We start from the raw sequence: 15,784 nt of genomic DNA on the forward strand, positions 1-15,784 counted from the left end.
GGAGCCGAAGTATAGTTTATTTGACACCCATCCGGATGGCACCATCCAGGCGAATAACCTCACCATTCAAATAGCTATTCTCGGTAATGTGCTTGACCAGCGCGGCATACTCGGCCGGCTTGCCCATCCGCGAAGGAAAGGGAACCATCTTGCCCAGCGACTCCTGGACTTCTGCCGGCATGCCGAGCAGCATGGGGGTTTCCATGATGCCCGGCGCGATGGTGACGCAGCGAATACCGCTCCGTGACAGTTCGCGCGCCACCGGCAACGTCAACGCGACAATCCCGCCCTTGGAAGCGGCATAGGCCGCCTGCCCCAACTGGCCTTCATAGGCGGCAACCGAGGCGGTATTGACGATCACGCCACGCTCGCCGCCGGCATCCGGCTCGCCCTTCATCATCGCCTCCGCCGCCAAGCGGATCATGTTGAAGGTGCCGACCAGATTGATGTTGATAACCTTGGCAAAGCTTTCCAGGCGGTGCGGCCCTTCCTTGCCGACGACCTTTTCAGCCGGCGCCACACCGGCGCAATTGACCAGGCCATGCAGGCCACCAAAGCTGGAAATTGCCGTTTGTACCGCGTTGACCGCAGAACTCTCGCTCGCCACATCGGTTTCGACAAATTTCGCCCCCCCCCCCAACTCAGCCGCCAGCTTTTCTCCGGCTTCGCGATTCAAATCCGCCAGCACTACTTTGGCGCCGGCTTCAACCAGCGTCCGTGCCGTCGCCGCGCCCAGACCCGAACCGGCACCGGTGACCAGAAAGATTTTATCCTTGATCTGCATAGCTGCTCTCTCCTTCTCTCTCTTCGAAAAACCTGTAAAACAGAACCCTCTCTCCAGACGGTAGCGTATGGAGAAAAACATCATCTTAACCCGAGCCGGCAAGGCATACATAGCCGCATCGAAAATGACGGATAGCATTTCCGGAGCCCGCCAACTAAAGTGAGGGTGCAAGGAAAGCACCTCACTTCAAAATGGAGGCAATTGCCATGTCGATATTCGATTCCCCAATCGCCCGCTGCGAAGTGGTCCGCGAAATGGTTCTGACCGACGAAACCCAAGCCGAATGCGCTCGCGAACACGACTGCGCACCGGGTCAGGTTTGCCCTCTCTGCGGATACTTCAGCGAAACCAGCGGCCTCGCCGAGACCCCGCCGCCCATTGCCAATCCATCGCATTGAGCCGCCGGCGCACAACCGGGAGTGATATGATGGTTGGGCAAACATACCCCGCCAAACCGCACAGCCCCCGGCATCCAGACCACCAATGGACGATACAGAGAGACAAACCGTACTGGTCATCGATCGCTCTGCAGCCCATCGCACCCTGATTTGCGAATGCTTGGCCCAGCTTCCTGAAATCCGGCCCTTGGGTGCCGCCACCGGTGCCGAAGCTTTTCGCTTGTACCAGCGCCACGCCCCCAGTATGGTCCTGCTCGACATTGCGCTGTACGACACCGATGGCATCGCCTTGGCCAAGGAAATACGCACCCTGGAATCGAGCCTCGGTCATTCCGGCCTCGCCAACTGGACCCCCATCATCTTCCTCTCCACCATTCAGGATGAAGAGCAACTGGCTCAAGGCATCCTCGCCGGCGGCGACGATTTCCTCTACAAGCCGATTTCGGAAGTTGTCCTACTAGCCAAGGTACGCGCCATGTTGCGCATCGCCGGCATGCAAAAGGCAGTACACGAGGCGCACCGCAAACTAAAGGAAACCTCCCTGCTCGACGGGCTGACCAACATTCCAAACCGCCGCCACTTCGACGAAACGCTGTCCATTGAATGGAAACGCTGCATCCGCCAGGAAAGTCCGTTAAGCATCATCATTGGCGACGTCGATTTCTTCAAGCAATTCAACGATCTCTACGGCCACCAGGCGGGCGACACCTGCTTGCGCGCCGTGGCTGGCGCCCTCAACGAATCGCTGTTTCGGGTCGAAGATACCGTCGCCCGCTACGGCGGTGAGGAGTTTGCCGCCATCCTGCCCGGCACGGACAGTCATGGCGCCCTCGCCGTTGCCGAACGCATGCGGCGCTCAGCACGCGAACTGGGAATTCCACACGAACAAGGGGTAGGTGGGCTGGTCAGCTGCAGCTTTGGCATCGCCACCGGCCTCCCCTCCACCGACCTGGCACCTCACCAGTTGCTACAGGCTGCCGACAGTAAGCTCTACGGCGCCAAACGCGCCGGGCGCAACCGGGTTGCCCTCGATCTGGACGCCATCTTCGCCTGACACCCCCGCCAAAAGCTCAACTAGTGGCGGGCCGTATCAATCAGCCGATAGGAAGCGAGGTCGCCATCGATCAGGCGAACACCTTCAACATACACCCGCGGCACAGGATTTTCCTGGACGACCTTGCCATAGCTCCGCAGCACTTCCTGAACATATCCCCGGGTTTCCGGATAGGGCGGGATTGCGTTCCCGAAGCGACGCACCGCCCCTTCCCCCGCGTTATACGCGGCAAGCGCCAAGGACACATTGTCAAAGCGATCGAGCAGATGGCGAAGGTAAGTCGTTCCCGCCTTCAAATTACTCTCCGGCCGGTCCAAGTCGCTCACCCCAAAGCGGAGGCCGGTCGCCGGCATGACCTGCATCAGCCCAACAGCTCCCTTCGGCGAGACAGCCTCCGGCCGATAGGCTGATTCGGTCTTGATCACCGCATGCACCAAGGCCGGATCGAGCCCCCGAGCGGCGGCGTGCCGCTCAATCATCGGCGACAGACCCTGTGCCGCCGCTGATTTCACTTTCGGCGACGACGCACCGGAAACAATCCGGTACTCCGAACGCTGAATCTCAAGACGAAAAGGGCTGGCTTCGGGCAATCTCTTTTGAACCGGCATACGCGCCCCCAAAGGCGGCGCCTGCCGAGCATTTTCAAGTGCGGCCAACGGATGCAAAACGACCTGCACGGCCAGCAGGAAAGCGGCCAGCGATACTTCGCGGCCAATCCGGCTCACCGGGAAAGCCCGCCCCTGGCAGCCACACTCAATAAGCACTCGCATCCTTGAAGACCAGCAGGACGGTACGCACAATGATGTAGATATCCAGATGCGGCGACCAGTTACGCAGATATTCCAGGTCGTAATCAATACGCGCCTGCATCTTGTCCAGCGTTTCCGTTTCGCCACGATAGCCATTGACCTGTGCCCAACCTGTAATGCCCGGCTTAACCTTGTGGCGCACCATGTAGCCCTTGATCAGCTTGCGGTACATCTCATTGTGGGCAACCGCATGGGGGCGTGGCCCGACAATGCTCATCCGCCCCTGTAAGACGTTCAGGAACTGCGGCAACTCATCCAGCGAAGTTTTGCGCAGAACCGCACCAACCCGGGTGATCCGTGCATCACCCTTGCGTGCCTGGGGAACATTCGGGCCATCCTCGCAAACCGTCATCGAGCGGAATTTGTAGACCATGATCTCCTTGCCATCCAGACCATAGCGCCGCTGTTTGAAGATGATCGGCCCCGGCGAACTCGTTTTGACCAGCGCGGCCACGACGAGCAGCACCGGAGAAATCAGCAGCAGAATCAGCAGAGAGAGCACAATATCGCTGACCCGCTTGACGATACCGTTCAGGCCGGAGAATGGCGTATCGCAAACGGCCACCACCGGCACCCGACCAACTGCATCCATCCGCGCCTGAATCAGGTCGGTGACAAAGATATCCGGGACAAAATAGACCGACGCCGTTGTATCGTTCAGCGACTCAAGCAGCGAAAGGATACGGGGCTGCGTCGCCATCGGCAGCGCCAGATAGATGATGTCGATCTCGTTCTCCTTGACGTAGTTCGCCACGTCAGAGAAGCGACCGATCAGTCGACCATGACCGATATCCAGGCGCTCGATCAAGCGGTCATCAAAGTAACCGTCGAGTTTGATGCCCTGCATCGGATGTGCGTCGATTTCGCCCGCCAGATGGCGGCCCAGTTCGTTACATCCGACAACCACTGCACGCTTGGGAAAACCACTTGCCGCAAGCACGGCCGGTGTCACCAAGCGAAATAAAAAATGGCTGAACAGCTGCGCCGTCGGCGCCATCCACAACCAATTGAGCAAGACCTCTTCTGGGAAAAGCGCATAGAGGCCAGTTGCCAGGCCGAAAAATATCAACAACGCGGCAATGCCCAACCAACTCAGGACAACCTCGCGAATACTGCCCAGCACGCTCTCCTGAATCAGGCTCTTACCGGGAAAGGTCAGCGAAAAAACGAGCACGCCAAGCACCGCATAGTGCGCATACTGATCATCGCGAAACCAAAGCATCAGGCCGAACAAGGTGGCAAGCACCGACACCGGATCAACGAGCGACTCGAAAAGCCGGAAAAGCGCCCCACCAACACGCTCCATGCCCAAAAATGGACGGTTCGCAGTGACTCCACCAAATCTGGACGAAGACAATATGTTCATGGAATTAAATTTCAGTTATTTCCCGGTTGGTATCAGTTCGATTGTATACCAACTCCAATGGCATGCTGCAACGCAGCATTGCGAAACACTGTGAAATATTTAATGCTGAAGAAGAACGATGGATTGATAATATATCGACTCACTAAAAGGTAGCAAAAAACACCAATGGCATCGCTCGACACCGCCTTCGATCCCGATCTTGTCGTCAGAATCATGCGGAACTCCTTGTCCATACAGAGCCATTTTCAACTCCTGCTCTGGCTACAAGGAGACTTCCAGGAAGCCATCCCACATGATGTTCTTATTTCTTTCAGCGGCGCAATCGGCGGCGAGACATATCACTACGATATCGTTTCTGCGATTCCCGGAATACGTACTGCAAAATTGCCGCACAGCAGCATACGTGACTTCAGAGCCGGGGTTCATCAGCACTGGTCGGAAGGTGGCGGCCGAGTAACTTCAGCCTCAATTTCAGAGGGTTGCGGCAGTAATCTTGATGTTTCAGAGCTACACACTGAATTACGTCAGATGAAACATATTTTATTCCATGCAATTCCTGACACGCGATTCAACGCAGATCACCTGTATATCCTGCTGCGGCATGACCAAGGATTTTCGGACCATGAAAGAAAGCTCTTCGAGCTTGTCCTCCCACACGTCGACGCCGCCGTCCGGAAAATCGATGGTTTACCGGTATTCGAACCCGACCAAGTCGCAGCCCCGACCCTGCTCAACTCTCTGATCAAGGCCGGCCTGACCACTCGTGAACTCGAGATTCTGGAGTGGGTACGCAGTGGCAAGACCAATATCGAGATCGGCATGATCCTCGACATCAGTTCCTTCACCGTCAAGAACCACCTGCAGCGGATTTACAAGAAGATAAATGTCAGCAACCGCGCCCAAGCGGTTGGCAAACTAGAAGACATTGCCAGCAATGGGCTTCCTGAAATGGCAAACGATTACAATTGAAAGCAATCGCCCTGGCTTAGCGGCGGCACCAAACCGCACGCAGGGTAGCTGCGGCAAGAACACCGAGTAGCCCCGCCAGCCAGTCACCAAGCCCAGGCTCACGGCCCGGCAAAAGGAGTTGATGAAACTCATCCGCCGCTGAAATCAGTAGCGGAATACATAGCGCCAGCCATAGCGGCATTACCAGCGCACTGTCCAGCACAAGAAACAGGATCGCAAAAGCCACGGCATGGGTCAGCTTGTCGAAAGGCGGCGGAACGATACCCACCGCAAATGGCTGTGCCCCCAGCACAAACAAGGCGGCGACACCGAGTATTGCCACCACAAGCCAGAAGCGGCTGCGCACCCAGACAGGATGCGCAGCCATCGATTTAGCGTCCGTAACGATCTTCGAAGCGAACGATATCGTCTTCACCCAGATAGCTGCCGGACTGCACCTCGATCATCTCGAGCGGCAACTTTCCCGGATTTTCAAGGCGATGCAGCGTACCAAGCGGGATATAGGTGGATTCGTTTTCCGAAACCAGCAGCGACTCCTCACCCCGGGTCACCCGCGCTGTACCGGAAACCACGATCCAGTGCTCGGCACGATGGTGATGCATTTGCAGCGAGAGACTGGCGCCAGGATTCACCACAATGCGCTTGACCTGGAAACGCGGGCCGGCATCGATGCTGTCGTAATAGCCCCACGGGCGGTACACCTTGCGGTGCGCCGCAAATTCGGTGCGCGAATCGGCTTTCAGCCGGCCAACGATATCCTTGACCTTCTGGATCTGCTTGCGGTCGGCCACCAGCAAGGCATCTGGTGTTTCAACAACGACCACATCCTTCAGGCCGATACAGGCGATCAGACGACTATCGCCAACCACCAGGGTATCGCTCGTATCCAGCGCCAGCACATCCCCCATCAGCACATTGCCGTCGGCATCATGCGCCCCGATCTCCCACAGCGCGCTCCACGCCCCGACATCCGACCACTTTGCGGCCAGCGGCACCACGGCGACCTCACCGGTGTTTCTTTCCAGGCCGGCCAAGCGTTCCATCACGGCATAGTCGATCGAATCGGACGGGCAAGCCGCAAAAGCCGCCTTGTCCGGACGCAGAAAATCGTTGTCCTGCTGCCGGCCTTCAAAAGCCTTCAGGCAAGCTGCCGCAATATCGGGACGACATTGCTCCATCTTGCTCAGCCAGGTCGAGGCCTTGATTGCAAAGATGCCGCCGTTCCACAAATACTGACCCGAGGCCAGATATTGCTCGGCCGTCGCCTGATCGGGCTTTTCGACAAACTGCTGCACCAGACGGATATCCCCCTCCAACTCGCCGAGGCGGATGTAGCCGTAACCAGTCTCCGGCGCATTCGGTTCGATGCCGAAAGTGACCAGTTTACCCGTCTCGGCCAATTGGGCAGCTTTGGCTACAGCCTGGCGGAATGCGTTTTCATCGAGAATGACGTGATCCGCCGGCATCACCAGCATCACCGGATCCTCGCCTCCCGCCTGAGCGGCCAGCGCCGCCAGCGACAAGGCGGGTGCGGTATTACGGCCACAGGGTTCAAGCACCAGCGGTGCATGCGGTATGCCAACCTGACGCAATTGCTCGGCGATCAGGAAACGATATTCGTCATTACCGACCAACAAGGGCGTTGCCAGACGATCCCCCGCCCCCAGGGCCATGCCATTCAAGCGCAAGGCGGTGGCCTGCAGCATTGTGTGCTCACCGGTCAGCTTGAGCAGTTGCTTGGGATACTGCTCGCGGGAAAGGGGCCAGAGGCGGGAACCTGAACCACCGCAAAGAATGACGGGCTGAAGAATCATGATGGAATAAAAGCCTGCAAAAATCGAACAATCGCTAGCGTAGCCGAAGGACGCGCAACTGGCACGAGCTAAGGCTTAGCGAATTATAAATTACCTTACCGAATTCGTGAAAATCGGCACCCGAAAGCAATACAAAAAGCCGCCCGCAGGCGGCTTTTAACACAAGAACACTAAATCAGATGCTCTTGCGACGACGACGTACCACCGCACCAACAATACCCAGGCCAGCCAGGAACATGGCATACGACTCTGGTTCCGGCACCGGTGCCAGATTCCCGTACAGGCTGTACAAACCACCACCGGACGGAGCGGCCCCCTTGACGGTCAGCGTATAACGGCCAACACCTAGGCTGGTTGCGCTGAAGGTCGCGGCATTGCCGGTATAGCTGACATTCAGACCGGGACCGGTCAGTGAAAGCTCGCTGAAATTCAGTGCCTGAACGGTAACGAACCCGAAATTGAGATCCCGGGAACCGACACCACCGACCAACGATGACAGGCTCGTTACATTAAAGGTAAAGCTATCTTCAAAGGTGTTGCTGGAAACCTGGAAGAGACCGGGGGCACCTTGAGGCAGCGCATAGGTGCTGGCATTGGCAGCACACGCAGCAGTCAGTGCAGTAACGGCAAGCAGCGACTTGAAAGCGACAGGCATTTTCATGGTGGAACCCCTCAAAATAAATTACAGGTTCATAGTAATGGCATACCCGGCAGGCAAAAATAGCCCGAATGGACTAAGCGAAACGTCATACTGCAATGCAGCACTAAAATACAGAATCATTATCCACACTAAATCTATGGGTTCTGCAAAGCAGCATTAGCCCCCCCCCGGGCATCGCCCCAGCGCAACTTGCAGCGATCATCACCAACGTAAGTCGTCTCGCCGGCCCGGTCTACGCAATAGCGTGGCGAAACGATCATTTCCGAAAACTCCATACCCTCGCCGATCCGGGTGTACTCGAACAACACGCTGCGAATCACCTTGGCTCCCTTGCGCAGGTGGCTGCCATGGCCGATCCAGGCCGGGCCGATCACCGAGCACCCCGGCTCGATCCGGACGCTGGAACCGATATAAACCGGCCCGACGATCTTTGAGCTATCCCAGTTGATCGACGTATTCGGGCCAACCCAGACGCCCGGCTTGATCTCCTTGCCCGGCATATCCATCTCAGCCACTTCGCCGCGCAGCACGCGCTGCAGCACCGACCAATAGTCGGTTACCCGACCGATGTCGATCCAGTTGAAAAAGCGGCTCTGGGCATAAAACGGAAAGCCCTTGTCGGCCAGCAACGGAAAGAGCTGGCTGCCGATATCGAATTCGATATCAGAGGGCACCAGATCCAGCACCTGCGGCTCAAAAATATAGATACCGGTACTGGCCAGATTGGACTTGGCCTCGGCCGGCTTCGGCTTTTCCTGGAAGGACTCGATCTTGCCATCGTCGTCGGCCACCACGATGCCGTAGTTCTGCACCTGCTCGTTCGGCACCTCCAGCGTCACCACACTGGCCAGCGCGCCCTTGCTGCGGTGTTCGAACAAGGCGGCACCGATATCGAGGTCGATGATTGCATCGCCACAAATGACCAACGTCGTTTCATCAAAGAAACCGCTGAAGTCCTGAATGGCCTTCATGCCGCCAGCAGACCCCTTGGGCTTGGGAATGATGTCGCCGTAATCGGCCACACCTTCGTAGGAATAACCGATGCTGGCGCCCCAACGGCGACCATCGCCGAAATACTCTTCGATCTTTTTATGGTGATAGGCCACATTGACCATGATCTCGGTAATGCCGTAACGCACCAGATGCTCGATCAGGTACTCCATGACCGGCTTGCCGAGAATCGGCACCATCGGCTTTGGCCAGTCCTTCGTCAACGGGCGGACCCGCGTCCCCTGGCCGGCGGCCAGAATCATCCCTTTTGCCACAGCAATACTCCATAACAACCAAAAAAAAGCCGCCCGAAGGCGGCATCCTGCTGCCTGATCCTGAAGATCAGACGTTCTTGCGGCGCTTGGCAATCATGCCAATGATGCCCAGACCAGCCAGGAACATGGCGTAGGTTTCCGGTTCGGGAACCGGGGCCATGCTGACCGACGGGGTGCCCGAGGTTGCCCAATTGACGCCGTTCGGGCCACTCCAGGTACCGATGAAGCTCAACGTGTAAGCGGCACCGGAAGACAGGGAGCTGAAGGTCTTGACGAAGGAACCCGAGGTCACGCCGGCGATATCACCGGTAACGGCATCGCCGAGATTATTCTTGTTGAAAATAATCTGGTTGGTAATGCTGTCGGTCAGCGTCAGCGAGTACTTGCCATCAACTTCGGTAGACCAGCCCTTTTTGGCATTGGCGGAAATCAGATCTTCCCAGGAGAGCAGGAAGGAAGCAGTGGAGGAAGTCGCCGTGAAGTTCAGCGTGGCGATATCCTGAAACGATGCCGCCTGAGCAACGCCCGGCAGAGCAGCGGCAAAAGCCAGCGCAAGCAATGTCTTTTTCATGACATACCCATTGGAAGTTAATGACAACGGGAAGGTAACAATAAAGCCCCGGGTGACCAATAGTCTGAACAGACTAACGGGCGACGGATAGCCCTCTCAATGCCACTGACAGCAAGGATTTCCAGCGTTAGCCGGTAGCCTCACGAAAGGCGATTCCTGCTGCATCCTTGGCTGAAAGCGAGGGCATTCCGTCAATCGGCCAGGCAATAGCCAGATCCGGGTCATTCCAGGCAATGCAGCGCTCATGGGCCGGCGCATAGTAGTCGGTCGTCTTGTAGAGAAATTCGGCCGTTTCCGACAGGACGACGAAGCCGTGTGCCAGGCCCGGCGGAATCCACAATTGCTTCTTGTTGTCGGCCGAAAGAATCTCGCCAACCCACTGACCGTAGGTTTTTGAGTCTTTTCGAATGTCGACCGCAACATCGAAGACTTCGCCCTGCACGACGCGCACCAGCTTGCCCTGCGGCTGCTGCACCTGGTAATGCAGGCCACGCAGGACGTTTCTGGCCGACTTGGAGTGGTTATCCTGCACGAACCGGACATCGAGCCCGGTGGCTTCGTGAAAGGCCTTCTCGTTGTAGCTTTCGTAGAAGAAGCCGCGCTCGTCGCCGAAGACCTTCGGTTCGATAACGAGGACGTCGGGAATGGCGGTCGGTGTTGCACGCATCAGAATACCTTTTCCTTCAGAACGCCCATCAGGTACTGGCCGTAGGGATTCTTCAACATCGGTTGGGCCAGCTTTTCCAGTTGGCCGGCATCGACCCAGCGCTTGCGATAGGCGATTTCTTCCGGACAAGCCACTTTCAGGCCTTGGCGCTTTTCGATGGTGGCGATGAACTGGCTGGCGTCGAGCAGGCTTTCGTGGGTACCGGTATCGAGCCAGGCATGGCCGCGGCCCATGACCTGCACGTTAAGTTGCTGGCGTTCGAGATAGACACGGTTAACGTCAGTGATCTCCAGTTCACCACGCGGTGACGGCTTGAGATCGCGAGCGATGTCGAGCACCTGGTTGTCGTAGAAGTAGAGACCGGTGACGGCGTAGTTGGATTTCGGGACCTTGGGCTTTTCCTCTAAGCTGATCGCCTGCCCCGCCGGGTCGAACTCGACCACCCCGTAACGCTCCGGATCATGCACGTGGTAGGCAAAGACGGTGGCGCCGCTCGGCTGGGTGCCGGCGGCAGCGAGATCGTTGGCGAATTCGTGGCCGTAAAAGATGTTGTCGCCGAGGACCAGCGCGCTGTCGCCATTACCGACGAAGTCGCGGCCGATGATGAAGGCCTGGGCGAGGCCATCCGGGCTGGGCTGGATGGCGTATTGCAGATTCAGGCCCCATTGACTTCCATCGCCAAGCAGTTGCTGGAAGCGCGGCGTGTCCTGCGGCGTCGAGATGATCAGAATGTCCCGGATACCGGCCAGCATCAGCGTGGTCAGCGGGTAGTAGATCATCGGCTTGTCGTGGATCGGTAGCAGTTGCTTGGAGACGGCGAGCGTGACCGGGTAGAGCCGGGTGCCGGAACCGCCGGCGAGGATGATGCCTTTACGCATGGAGTTGTCCTTCAATCAGAGTATTTGTTGCAGCACGTGGGCTAGGCCGTCTTGCCAGGCGGGCAATTCCAGGCCGAAGGTCTGGCGAAGCTTGCCGGTATCAAGGCGGGAGTTGGCTGGGCGCGGTGCGGGCAGCGGGTAGTCGCGGGTGGCGATCGGCTGCACGTCGTCGGCGCTCAGCTTGAGCGGCCGGCCGGCGGCCTGGGCGGCGCGGATGACGGTCTGGGCGTATTCGTGCCAGGTGGTGCAGCCGGCGGCGACCAAATGGTAGAGGCCGAAAGGGAAGTCGGCCCGGCCTTGGTGTTGGTACTGGCCGAGAATCTGCGCGGTGACGTCGGCGAGCAGCGCGGCCGAGGTCGGGGCGCCGAACTGGTCGGCGACGATGTTCAGGGCATCGCGTTCGGCGGCGAGACGCAGCATGGTCTTGGCGAAGTTGCCGCCATGGGCGCCGAATACCCAGCTGGTGCGGAAGATCAGGTGATCGGCACCACTCGCCTGCAGGGCCTGTTCGCCGGCCAGTTTGCTCTGACCATAGACGCTTTGCGGGTTGGGCGTGTCGTCTTCGCGGTAGGCACCGTCCTTGCTACCATCGAAGACGTAGTCGGTCGAGTAGTGGATGACCAGCGCCCCCAGGCGGGCGGCGGCTTCACCGAGGACGCCGGGGGCCACGGCATTGACGGCGTAGGCCAGGGCGGGTTCGGACTCGGCCTTGTCCACCGCGGTGTAGGCGGCGGGGTTGATGATGACTTGCGGCTTGAGGTCGGCGATCAGTTGGCGAACGGCGTCAGGGTTGGAAAGGTCGCATTCCTGATGATCGACCGCAGCAATCTCGCCCAGCGGCGCCAAGGCGCGCTGCAGTTCGAAGCCGACCTGGCCGTTTTTGCCGGTGAGCAGGATTTTCATGTCAGGCGCCGTATTGTTTACCCAGCCACTCGCGGTAGGCACCGCTGGTGACGTTGGCGACCCAGGCCTGGTTATCGAGATACCACTGTACGGTCTTCTTGATGCCGCTCTCGAAAGTTTCGGCCGGTTTCCAGCCGAGTTCGCGTTCGATCTTGCTGGCGTCGATGGCGTAGCGGCGGTCGTGGCCGGGACGATCCTTGACGTAGGTGATCTGGGCCTTGTAGGGCAGGCCGTCGGCGCGCGGGCTGAGTTGGTCGAGGATGGCGCAGAGGGTATGGACGACGTCGAGGTTGGGCTTTTCGTTCCAGCCGCCGATGTTGTAGGTCTCGCCCAGTCGGCCGGCTTCGAGGACGCGGCGGATGGCGCTGCAGTGGTCCTTGACGTAGAGCCAGTCGCGGATTTGCTGGCCGTCGCCATAGATGGGCAGCAGCTTGCCGGCCAGCGCGTTGTGGATGACGAGCGGAATCAGCTTTTCCGGGAAGTGGTAGGGGCCGTAGTTGTTGGAGCAGTTGGTGGTCAGCACCGGCAGGCCGTAGGTGTGGTGGTAGGCGCGGACCAGATGGTCGGAGGCGGCCTTGCTTGCCGAGTAGGGGCTGTTCGGTTCGTAGCGGTGGGTTTCGGTGAAGGCGGGGTCGTCCTGGCCGAGCGAGCCGTACACCTCATCGGTCGAGACGTGCAGGAAGCGGAAGGCGGCTTTGGCGTCATCCGCCAGCCCGCCCCAGTAGGCGCGGACGGCTTCGAGCAGGCGGAAGGTGCCGACGATGTTGGTCTGGATGAAGTCTTCCGGGCCGTGAATGCTGCGGTCGACGTGCGATTCGGCGGCAAAATTGACCACAGCGCGCGGTTGGTGCTCGGCCAGTAGCTGGGCGACCAACTCGGCATCGCCGATGCTGCCCTTGACGAAGATGTGCCGGGCGTCGTTCTTCAGGCTGGCCAGGTTCTCCAGATTGCCGGCGTAGGTCAGGTCATCGAGGTTGATGACGGTTTCGTCGGACTGGGCCAGCCAGTCGAGGACAAAGTTGCTGCCGATGAAGCCGGCGGCGCCTGTTATCAAAATCATAGCCACTCCATTAATTAACAATACTTTTCGAACGACCCGTCGCCAAACTCAGTTGCGACCAACGTCAACAATTTACAAACGTGAACTTCCCTGCTCAGGACCCGATTACTTCGTCGTAATCTTCCTGGCTCCTTTTGCCAATAACTTTGGCAGGCACACCGCCGACCACCGAATTCATTGGAACATCACGGACAACAACAGCACCTGCAGCGATTACCGCATTATTGCCAATCAAAATCCCGCCCAGCAAAGATGCCGAGGCACCAATGCTTACACGATCGCCGACAGTCGGCCCCCCCCTCGTTTCCCCAACGGAAACTCCCTGCATAACCGTCACCTGCTCACCTATACGGCTATCCGGATGCAAAACAATCGGGCCAAAGTGACCGAAATATGCACCAGGTCCAAGGTAGCAACGAGGATGTATTTCTACCCCGCTATACATTCGGATGATAGGAAAAGCCGCACGTCCGCACAGGTAGAGCAACTTGGCGAATGGATTGCCCTTTTGCAACCCAAAATAACGCGTTACGCGGTAGTGCAATAAGCCAAGAAACGCTGGGTGAGAATAGACCGCCGCGATCAATGCAACAGAAAATGGGCGGCCTTGCCGGTTATACCTTGCAACATCGCGCCGAATATCTGAAAGCATACTCATCGCGTTGTACGCCATTCCTTGAAAAGAATTTGCGGAAAAACCAAGGCATCTTTGAAGTAGCGCCCCGCCAAGCGCCGAGGCTCCGAAGCCGCACGATGCAGCCACTCCACACCGCATTTGCGCATCCACATCGGCGCTCGCGGTTTTTCACCAGCCAGAAAATCAATGGTTGCACCAACGCACAATGCCACCTTGACCGGCAGTTGCTTGGCGTACTTATGCACCCAAAGCTCCTGTTTTGGTGCCCCCAGGCCGACTACCAACAAATCAGCACCAGAATCGGCAATTGCGCGACAAACCTCCTCGCACTCCACATCGTTTTTCTCGAAACCAAACGAAGGACTCAACGAGGCAATCACTTTAACGCGCGGCCATTTTGCATGAATATGAGCGGCTGCTCGCTCGGCAACACCAGGCGCAGCACCAAGCAAAAACACCGATAACCCATCAATACCATCAGATTCAAAGCGATCAAAAATCGCCGGCACCAAATCACTCCCGGGCACAGTGCCCGGCAAGGGCTTACCAAACATCTTCGAAGCCATTACAACCGGCCGACCATCAGCAAGGACAAGCGCCGCATCCTTATACGCCTCACGAAATGGACGCTGGGTTTCCAGCTTCACGACGTGGTCCACGTTCGGCGTTACAACATAGCGGCATGTACGCGCATCAGCCCGAAGCCAATACGCAAGAACATCGACCGAGCCGGCCATATCCAATGAATCGATCGTGATACCGAACATTTGAATTTTCTGACCTAAATTGACCATTTCATTTCTCACCAATCTGCCCAATCAAACGTTGTATTTGTGTCGCGAATCGCTCCGCACGAAGCCTCGCCCAATCAACAGCCTCTTGAGAACCGGCTACTTGACGAACTACCGCCTCGGCAACACGCAAGGCGAATAGCTCAGGATCATCCGTAACGCTTACGGACTCCGGAGGTTCCTCGATTCCACGCAAAGCCACAGATGTCGCCACGATAGGACGACCGGAGGCAATCGCGTCAATCGTCTTGATCTGCACCCCACCACCGGCAATAGAAGGAATACAAACCACCCGGCAGGCTGACATGAAATCCATTGCATCGGGCACAAAACCCAAGCTTTCTACGGGAGGCTTGATAAAGCCATCAGCGCCTTTGCCGGCAACAGCCACCTGTACATCGCGAGGCAACCGGGGAACTACCTTATCGACAAACCAACGCAAACCTTGGGCATTGGCACCCCAAGTCCAGGTACCAATCAAACCCACATCCCAAGAAAATTCGCACTGCCGCATGCCATCCGCCACTCGCGCCACACCAGGCAGATCGAGTCGAACAACATTTCTGCAAGACGATTCACGCCGAAAAATCGACGCATCGTGCTCAGTCAAAACCCAAGTCTGTGATGCACGCCCGGCCAAACCAAATTCAAGCCGGCCAATAAGCCTTGCTTCACGCAGAAGCAAATAGCGCCGAAGCTTTGAAACCACAGATGCCAACTGAGAACTGTAAAGCTCCGTCTCAACGTTATGCGCCACGAAAACGAGCGCCTGAGTGCTCGGCAAATCGCTGGCCAAAAAAGCCATCTGCGCATGATCGAGCACCACAACACTGCCGGCATCGATACGCAAATGCTCCCGTAACACCTGCCGATAGTCATCGGAAACATATTTCTCAGAAGAATAGGGGCGCCCCGACAAAAGCGCGGAAAGCATCCAAGCCAAGGGTTTTATCCCGGCCGCCTCCGTTTCAATCGGCCGCACACCGACAACCACCTCACCAAGGCCAACAGGTGTCGTATCTTCAGGCCGACGATAGCCAAAGACCGTAACCGAATGGCCGGCCTGGCGCAGTGCGTCAATAAACGATTGCGACGCAATCTCGCCGCCAGTTCGCCGACGGCTCGGCAAAACCGTTGTGCAGTAAAGAATATTCATC

At 57.7% G+C, this 15,784-nt stretch carries 18 protein-coding genes; 3 read left to right on the forward strand and 15 right to left on the reverse strand.

Annotated features, from left to right (window positions below; genetic code table 11):
* Positions 1-16: 16 nt before the first annotated feature.
* A complete protein-coding gene (locus AT959_RS14415) occupies positions 17-784 on the reverse strand; it encodes a 3-hydroxyacyl-CoA dehydrogenase (protein WP_066884234.1) in 768 nt (255 codons plus the stop codon).
* Between the two features lie 206 nt (positions 785-990).
* Between AT959_RS14415 and AT959_RS14420 the strand changes: the two genes are divergently transcribed.
* On the forward strand, positions 991-1,182 hold the full coding sequence (locus AT959_RS14420; protein WP_066884472.1) for a hypothetical protein: 192 nt from the start codon (positions 991-993) through the stop codon (positions 1,180-1,182).
* Between the two features lie 85 nt (positions 1,183-1,267).
* Entirely contained in the window at positions 1,268-2,236 is a 969-nt protein-coding gene (locus AT959_RS14425; protein WP_083518419.1) for a diguanylate cyclase, read from the forward strand.
* A 20-nt stretch (positions 2,237-2,256) separates the two neighbouring features.
* Here AT959_RS14425 and AT959_RS14430 read toward each other — a convergent pair whose 3' ends face one another.
* Positions 2,257-2,961, reverse strand: a complete 705-nt coding sequence (locus tag AT959_RS14430) for a lytic transglycosylase domain-containing protein (protein WP_066884237.1) — start codon at positions 2,959-2,961, stop codon at positions 2,257-2,259.
* Between the two features lie 28 nt (positions 2,962-2,989).
* Positions 2,990-4,411, reverse strand: a complete 1,422-nt coding sequence (locus AT959_RS14435; RefSeq protein WP_240481844.1) for an undecaprenyl-phosphate glucose phosphotransferase — start codon at positions 4,409-4,411, stop codon at positions 2,990-2,992.
* A gap of 165 nt (positions 4,412-4,576) precedes the next feature.
* On the opposite strand from AT959_RS14435, the gene epsA reads away from it, so the two are divergent.
* Positions 4,577-5,380: an XrtB/PEP-CTERM-associated transcriptional regulator EpsA gene (gene epsA, locus AT959_RS20615; protein ID WP_083518421.1), complete on the forward strand. Its 804-nt coding sequence runs from the start codon at positions 4,577-4,579 to the stop codon at positions 5,378-5,380.
* Between the two features lie 16 nt (positions 5,381-5,396).
* Here the strand turns inward: epsA and AT959_RS14450 are convergent, their stop codons facing one another.
* The 12 genes from AT959_RS14450 to AT959_RS20625 all read right to left on the reverse strand — a co-directional run bounded on the left by AT959_RS14450 (position 5,397) and on the right by AT959_RS20625 (position 15,783).
* The gene (locus AT959_RS14450; RefSeq protein ID WP_157651313.1) at positions 5,397-5,795 is read right to left on the reverse strand and encodes a VanZ family protein; all 399 of its coding nucleotides are present in this window, start codon (positions 5,793-5,795) and stop codon (positions 5,397-5,399) included.
* Positions 5,752-7,194, reverse strand: coding sequence for a mannose-1-phosphate guanylyltransferase/mannose-6-phosphate isomerase (locus tag AT959_RS14455; RefSeq protein ID WP_066884247.1), 1,443 nt, complete (start codon positions 7,192-7,194; stop codon positions 5,752-5,754). The genes AT959_RS14450 and AT959_RS14455 overlap by 44 nt, the downstream gene beginning before the upstream one ends.
* A gap of 175 nt (positions 7,195-7,369) precedes the next feature.
* Positions 7,370-7,855, reverse strand: coding sequence for an FxDxF family PEP-CTERM protein (locus tag AT959_RS14460; protein ID WP_066884249.1), 486 nt, complete (start codon positions 7,853-7,855; stop codon positions 7,370-7,372).
* A 134-nt stretch (positions 7,856-7,989) separates the two neighbouring features.
* Positions 7,990-9,108, reverse strand: a complete 1,119-nt coding sequence (locus AT959_RS14465; protein WP_066884251.1) for a nucleotidyltransferase family protein — start codon at positions 9,106-9,108, stop codon at positions 7,990-7,992.
* Positions 9,109-9,187: 79 nt separating this feature from the next.
* A complete protein-coding gene (locus AT959_RS14470) occupies positions 9,188-9,691 on the reverse strand; it encodes an FxDxF family PEP-CTERM protein (protein WP_083518422.1) in 504 nt (167 codons plus the stop codon).
* 127 nt (positions 9,692-9,818) lie between these two features.
* Entirely contained in the window at positions 9,819-10,358 is a 540-nt protein-coding gene (gene rfbC / locus AT959_RS14475) for a dTDP-4-dehydrorhamnose 3,5-epimerase (protein WP_066884254.1), read from the reverse strand.
* Positions 10,358-11,236 (reverse strand): glucose-1-phosphate thymidylyltransferase RfbA, encoded by an 879-nt coding sequence (rfbA, locus tag AT959_RS14480; RefSeq protein ID WP_066884473.1) that lies wholly within the window; start codon positions 11,234-11,236, stop codon positions 10,358-10,360. The genes rfbC and rfbA overlap by 1 nt, the downstream gene beginning before the upstream one ends.
* 15 nt (positions 11,237-11,251) lie before the next feature.
* Positions 11,252-12,139: a dTDP-4-dehydrorhamnose reductase gene (gene rfbD / locus AT959_RS14485; protein ID WP_066884256.1), complete on the reverse strand. Its 888-nt coding sequence runs from the start codon at positions 12,137-12,139 to the stop codon at positions 11,252-11,254.
* Position 12,140: 1 nt separating this feature from the next.
* On the reverse strand, positions 12,141-13,199 hold the full coding sequence (gene rfbB / locus AT959_RS14490; protein ID WP_066884258.1) for a dTDP-glucose 4,6-dehydratase: 1,059 nt from the start codon (positions 13,197-13,199) through the stop codon (positions 12,141-12,143).
* Between the two features lie 94 nt (positions 13,200-13,293).
* A complete protein-coding gene (locus tag AT959_RS20620; protein WP_157651314.1) occupies positions 13,294-13,857 on the reverse strand; it encodes a serine O-acetyltransferase in 564 nt (187 codons plus the stop codon).
* Positions 13,854-14,603: a WecB/TagA/CpsF family glycosyltransferase gene (locus AT959_RS14495; protein WP_205629921.1), complete on the reverse strand. Its 750-nt coding sequence runs from the start codon at positions 14,601-14,603 to the stop codon at positions 13,854-13,856. The genes AT959_RS20620 and AT959_RS14495 overlap by 4 nt, the downstream gene beginning before the upstream one ends.
* A gap of 28 nt (positions 14,604-14,631) precedes the next feature.
* Positions 14,632-15,783, reverse strand: a complete 1,152-nt coding sequence (locus tag AT959_RS20625) for a glycosyltransferase (RefSeq protein ID WP_083518424.1) — start codon at positions 15,781-15,783, stop codon at positions 14,632-14,634.
* Position 15,784: the final 1 nt, after the last annotated feature.

Origin of the sequence: Dechloromonas denitrificans, from assembly GCF_001551835.1 — a bacterium.
Classification (GTDB): Bacteria; Pseudomonadota; Gammaproteobacteria; order Burkholderiales; family Rhodocyclaceae; genus Azonexus; species Azonexus denitrificans.

Coding starts and splice junctions, on each gene's coding strand:
- AT959_RS14415 (WP_066884234.1), bottom strand. CDS start 784: ATGCAGATCAAGGATAAAATCTTTCTGGTCACCGGTGCCGGTTCGGGT.
- AT959_RS14420 (WP_066884472.1), top strand. CDS start 991: ATGTCGATATTCGATTCCCCAATCGCCCGCTGCGAAGTGGTCCGCGAA.
- AT959_RS14425 (WP_083518419.1), top strand. CDS start 1,268: ATGGACGATACAGAGAGACAAACCGTACTGGTCATCGATCGCTCTGCA.
- AT959_RS14435 (WP_240481844.1), bottom strand. CDS start 4,411: ATGAACATATTGTCTTCGTCCAGATTTGGTGGAGTCACTGCGAACCGT.
- epsA (WP_083518421.1), top strand. CDS start 4,577: ATGGCATCGCTCGACACCGCCTTCGATCCCGATCTTGTCGTCAGAATC.
- AT959_RS14455 (WP_066884247.1), bottom strand. CDS start 7,194: ATGATTCTTCAGCCCGTCATTCTTTGCGGTGGTTCAGGTTCCCGCCTC.
- AT959_RS14460 (WP_066884249.1), bottom strand. CDS start 7,855: ATGAAAATGCCTGTCGCTTTCAAGTCGCTGCTTGCCGTTACTGCACTG.
- AT959_RS14465 (WP_066884251.1), bottom strand. CDS start 9,108: ATGATTCTGGCCGCCGGCCAGGGGACGCGGGTCCGCCCGTTGACGAAG.
- AT959_RS14470 (WP_083518422.1), bottom strand. CDS start 9,691: ATGAAAAAGACATTGCTTGCGCTGGCTTTTGCCGCTGCTCTGCCGGGC.
- rfbC (WP_066884254.1), bottom strand. CDS start 10,358: ATGCGTGCAACACCGACCGCCATTCCCGACGTCCTCGTTATCGAACCG.
- rfbA (WP_066884473.1), bottom strand. CDS start 11,236: ATGCGTAAAGGCATCATCCTCGCCGGCGGTTCCGGCACCCGGCTCTAC.
- rfbD (WP_066884256.1), bottom strand. CDS start 12,139: ATGAAAATCCTGCTCACCGGCAAAAACGGCCAGGTCGGCTTCGAACTG.
- rfbB (WP_066884258.1), bottom strand. CDS start 13,199: ATGATTTTGATAACAGGCGCCGCCGGCTTCATCGGCAGCAACTTTGTC.
- AT959_RS20620 (WP_157651314.1), bottom strand. CDS start 13,857: ATGAGTATGCTTTCAGATATTCGGCGCGATGTTGCAAGGTATAACCGG.
- AT959_RS14495 (WP_205629921.1), bottom strand. CDS start 14,603: ATGTTCGGTATCACGATCGATTCATTGGATATGGCCGGCTCGGTCGAT.
- AT959_RS20625 (WP_083518424.1), bottom strand. CDS start 15,783: ATGAATATTCTTTACTGCACAACGGTTTTGCCGAGCCGTCGGCGAACT.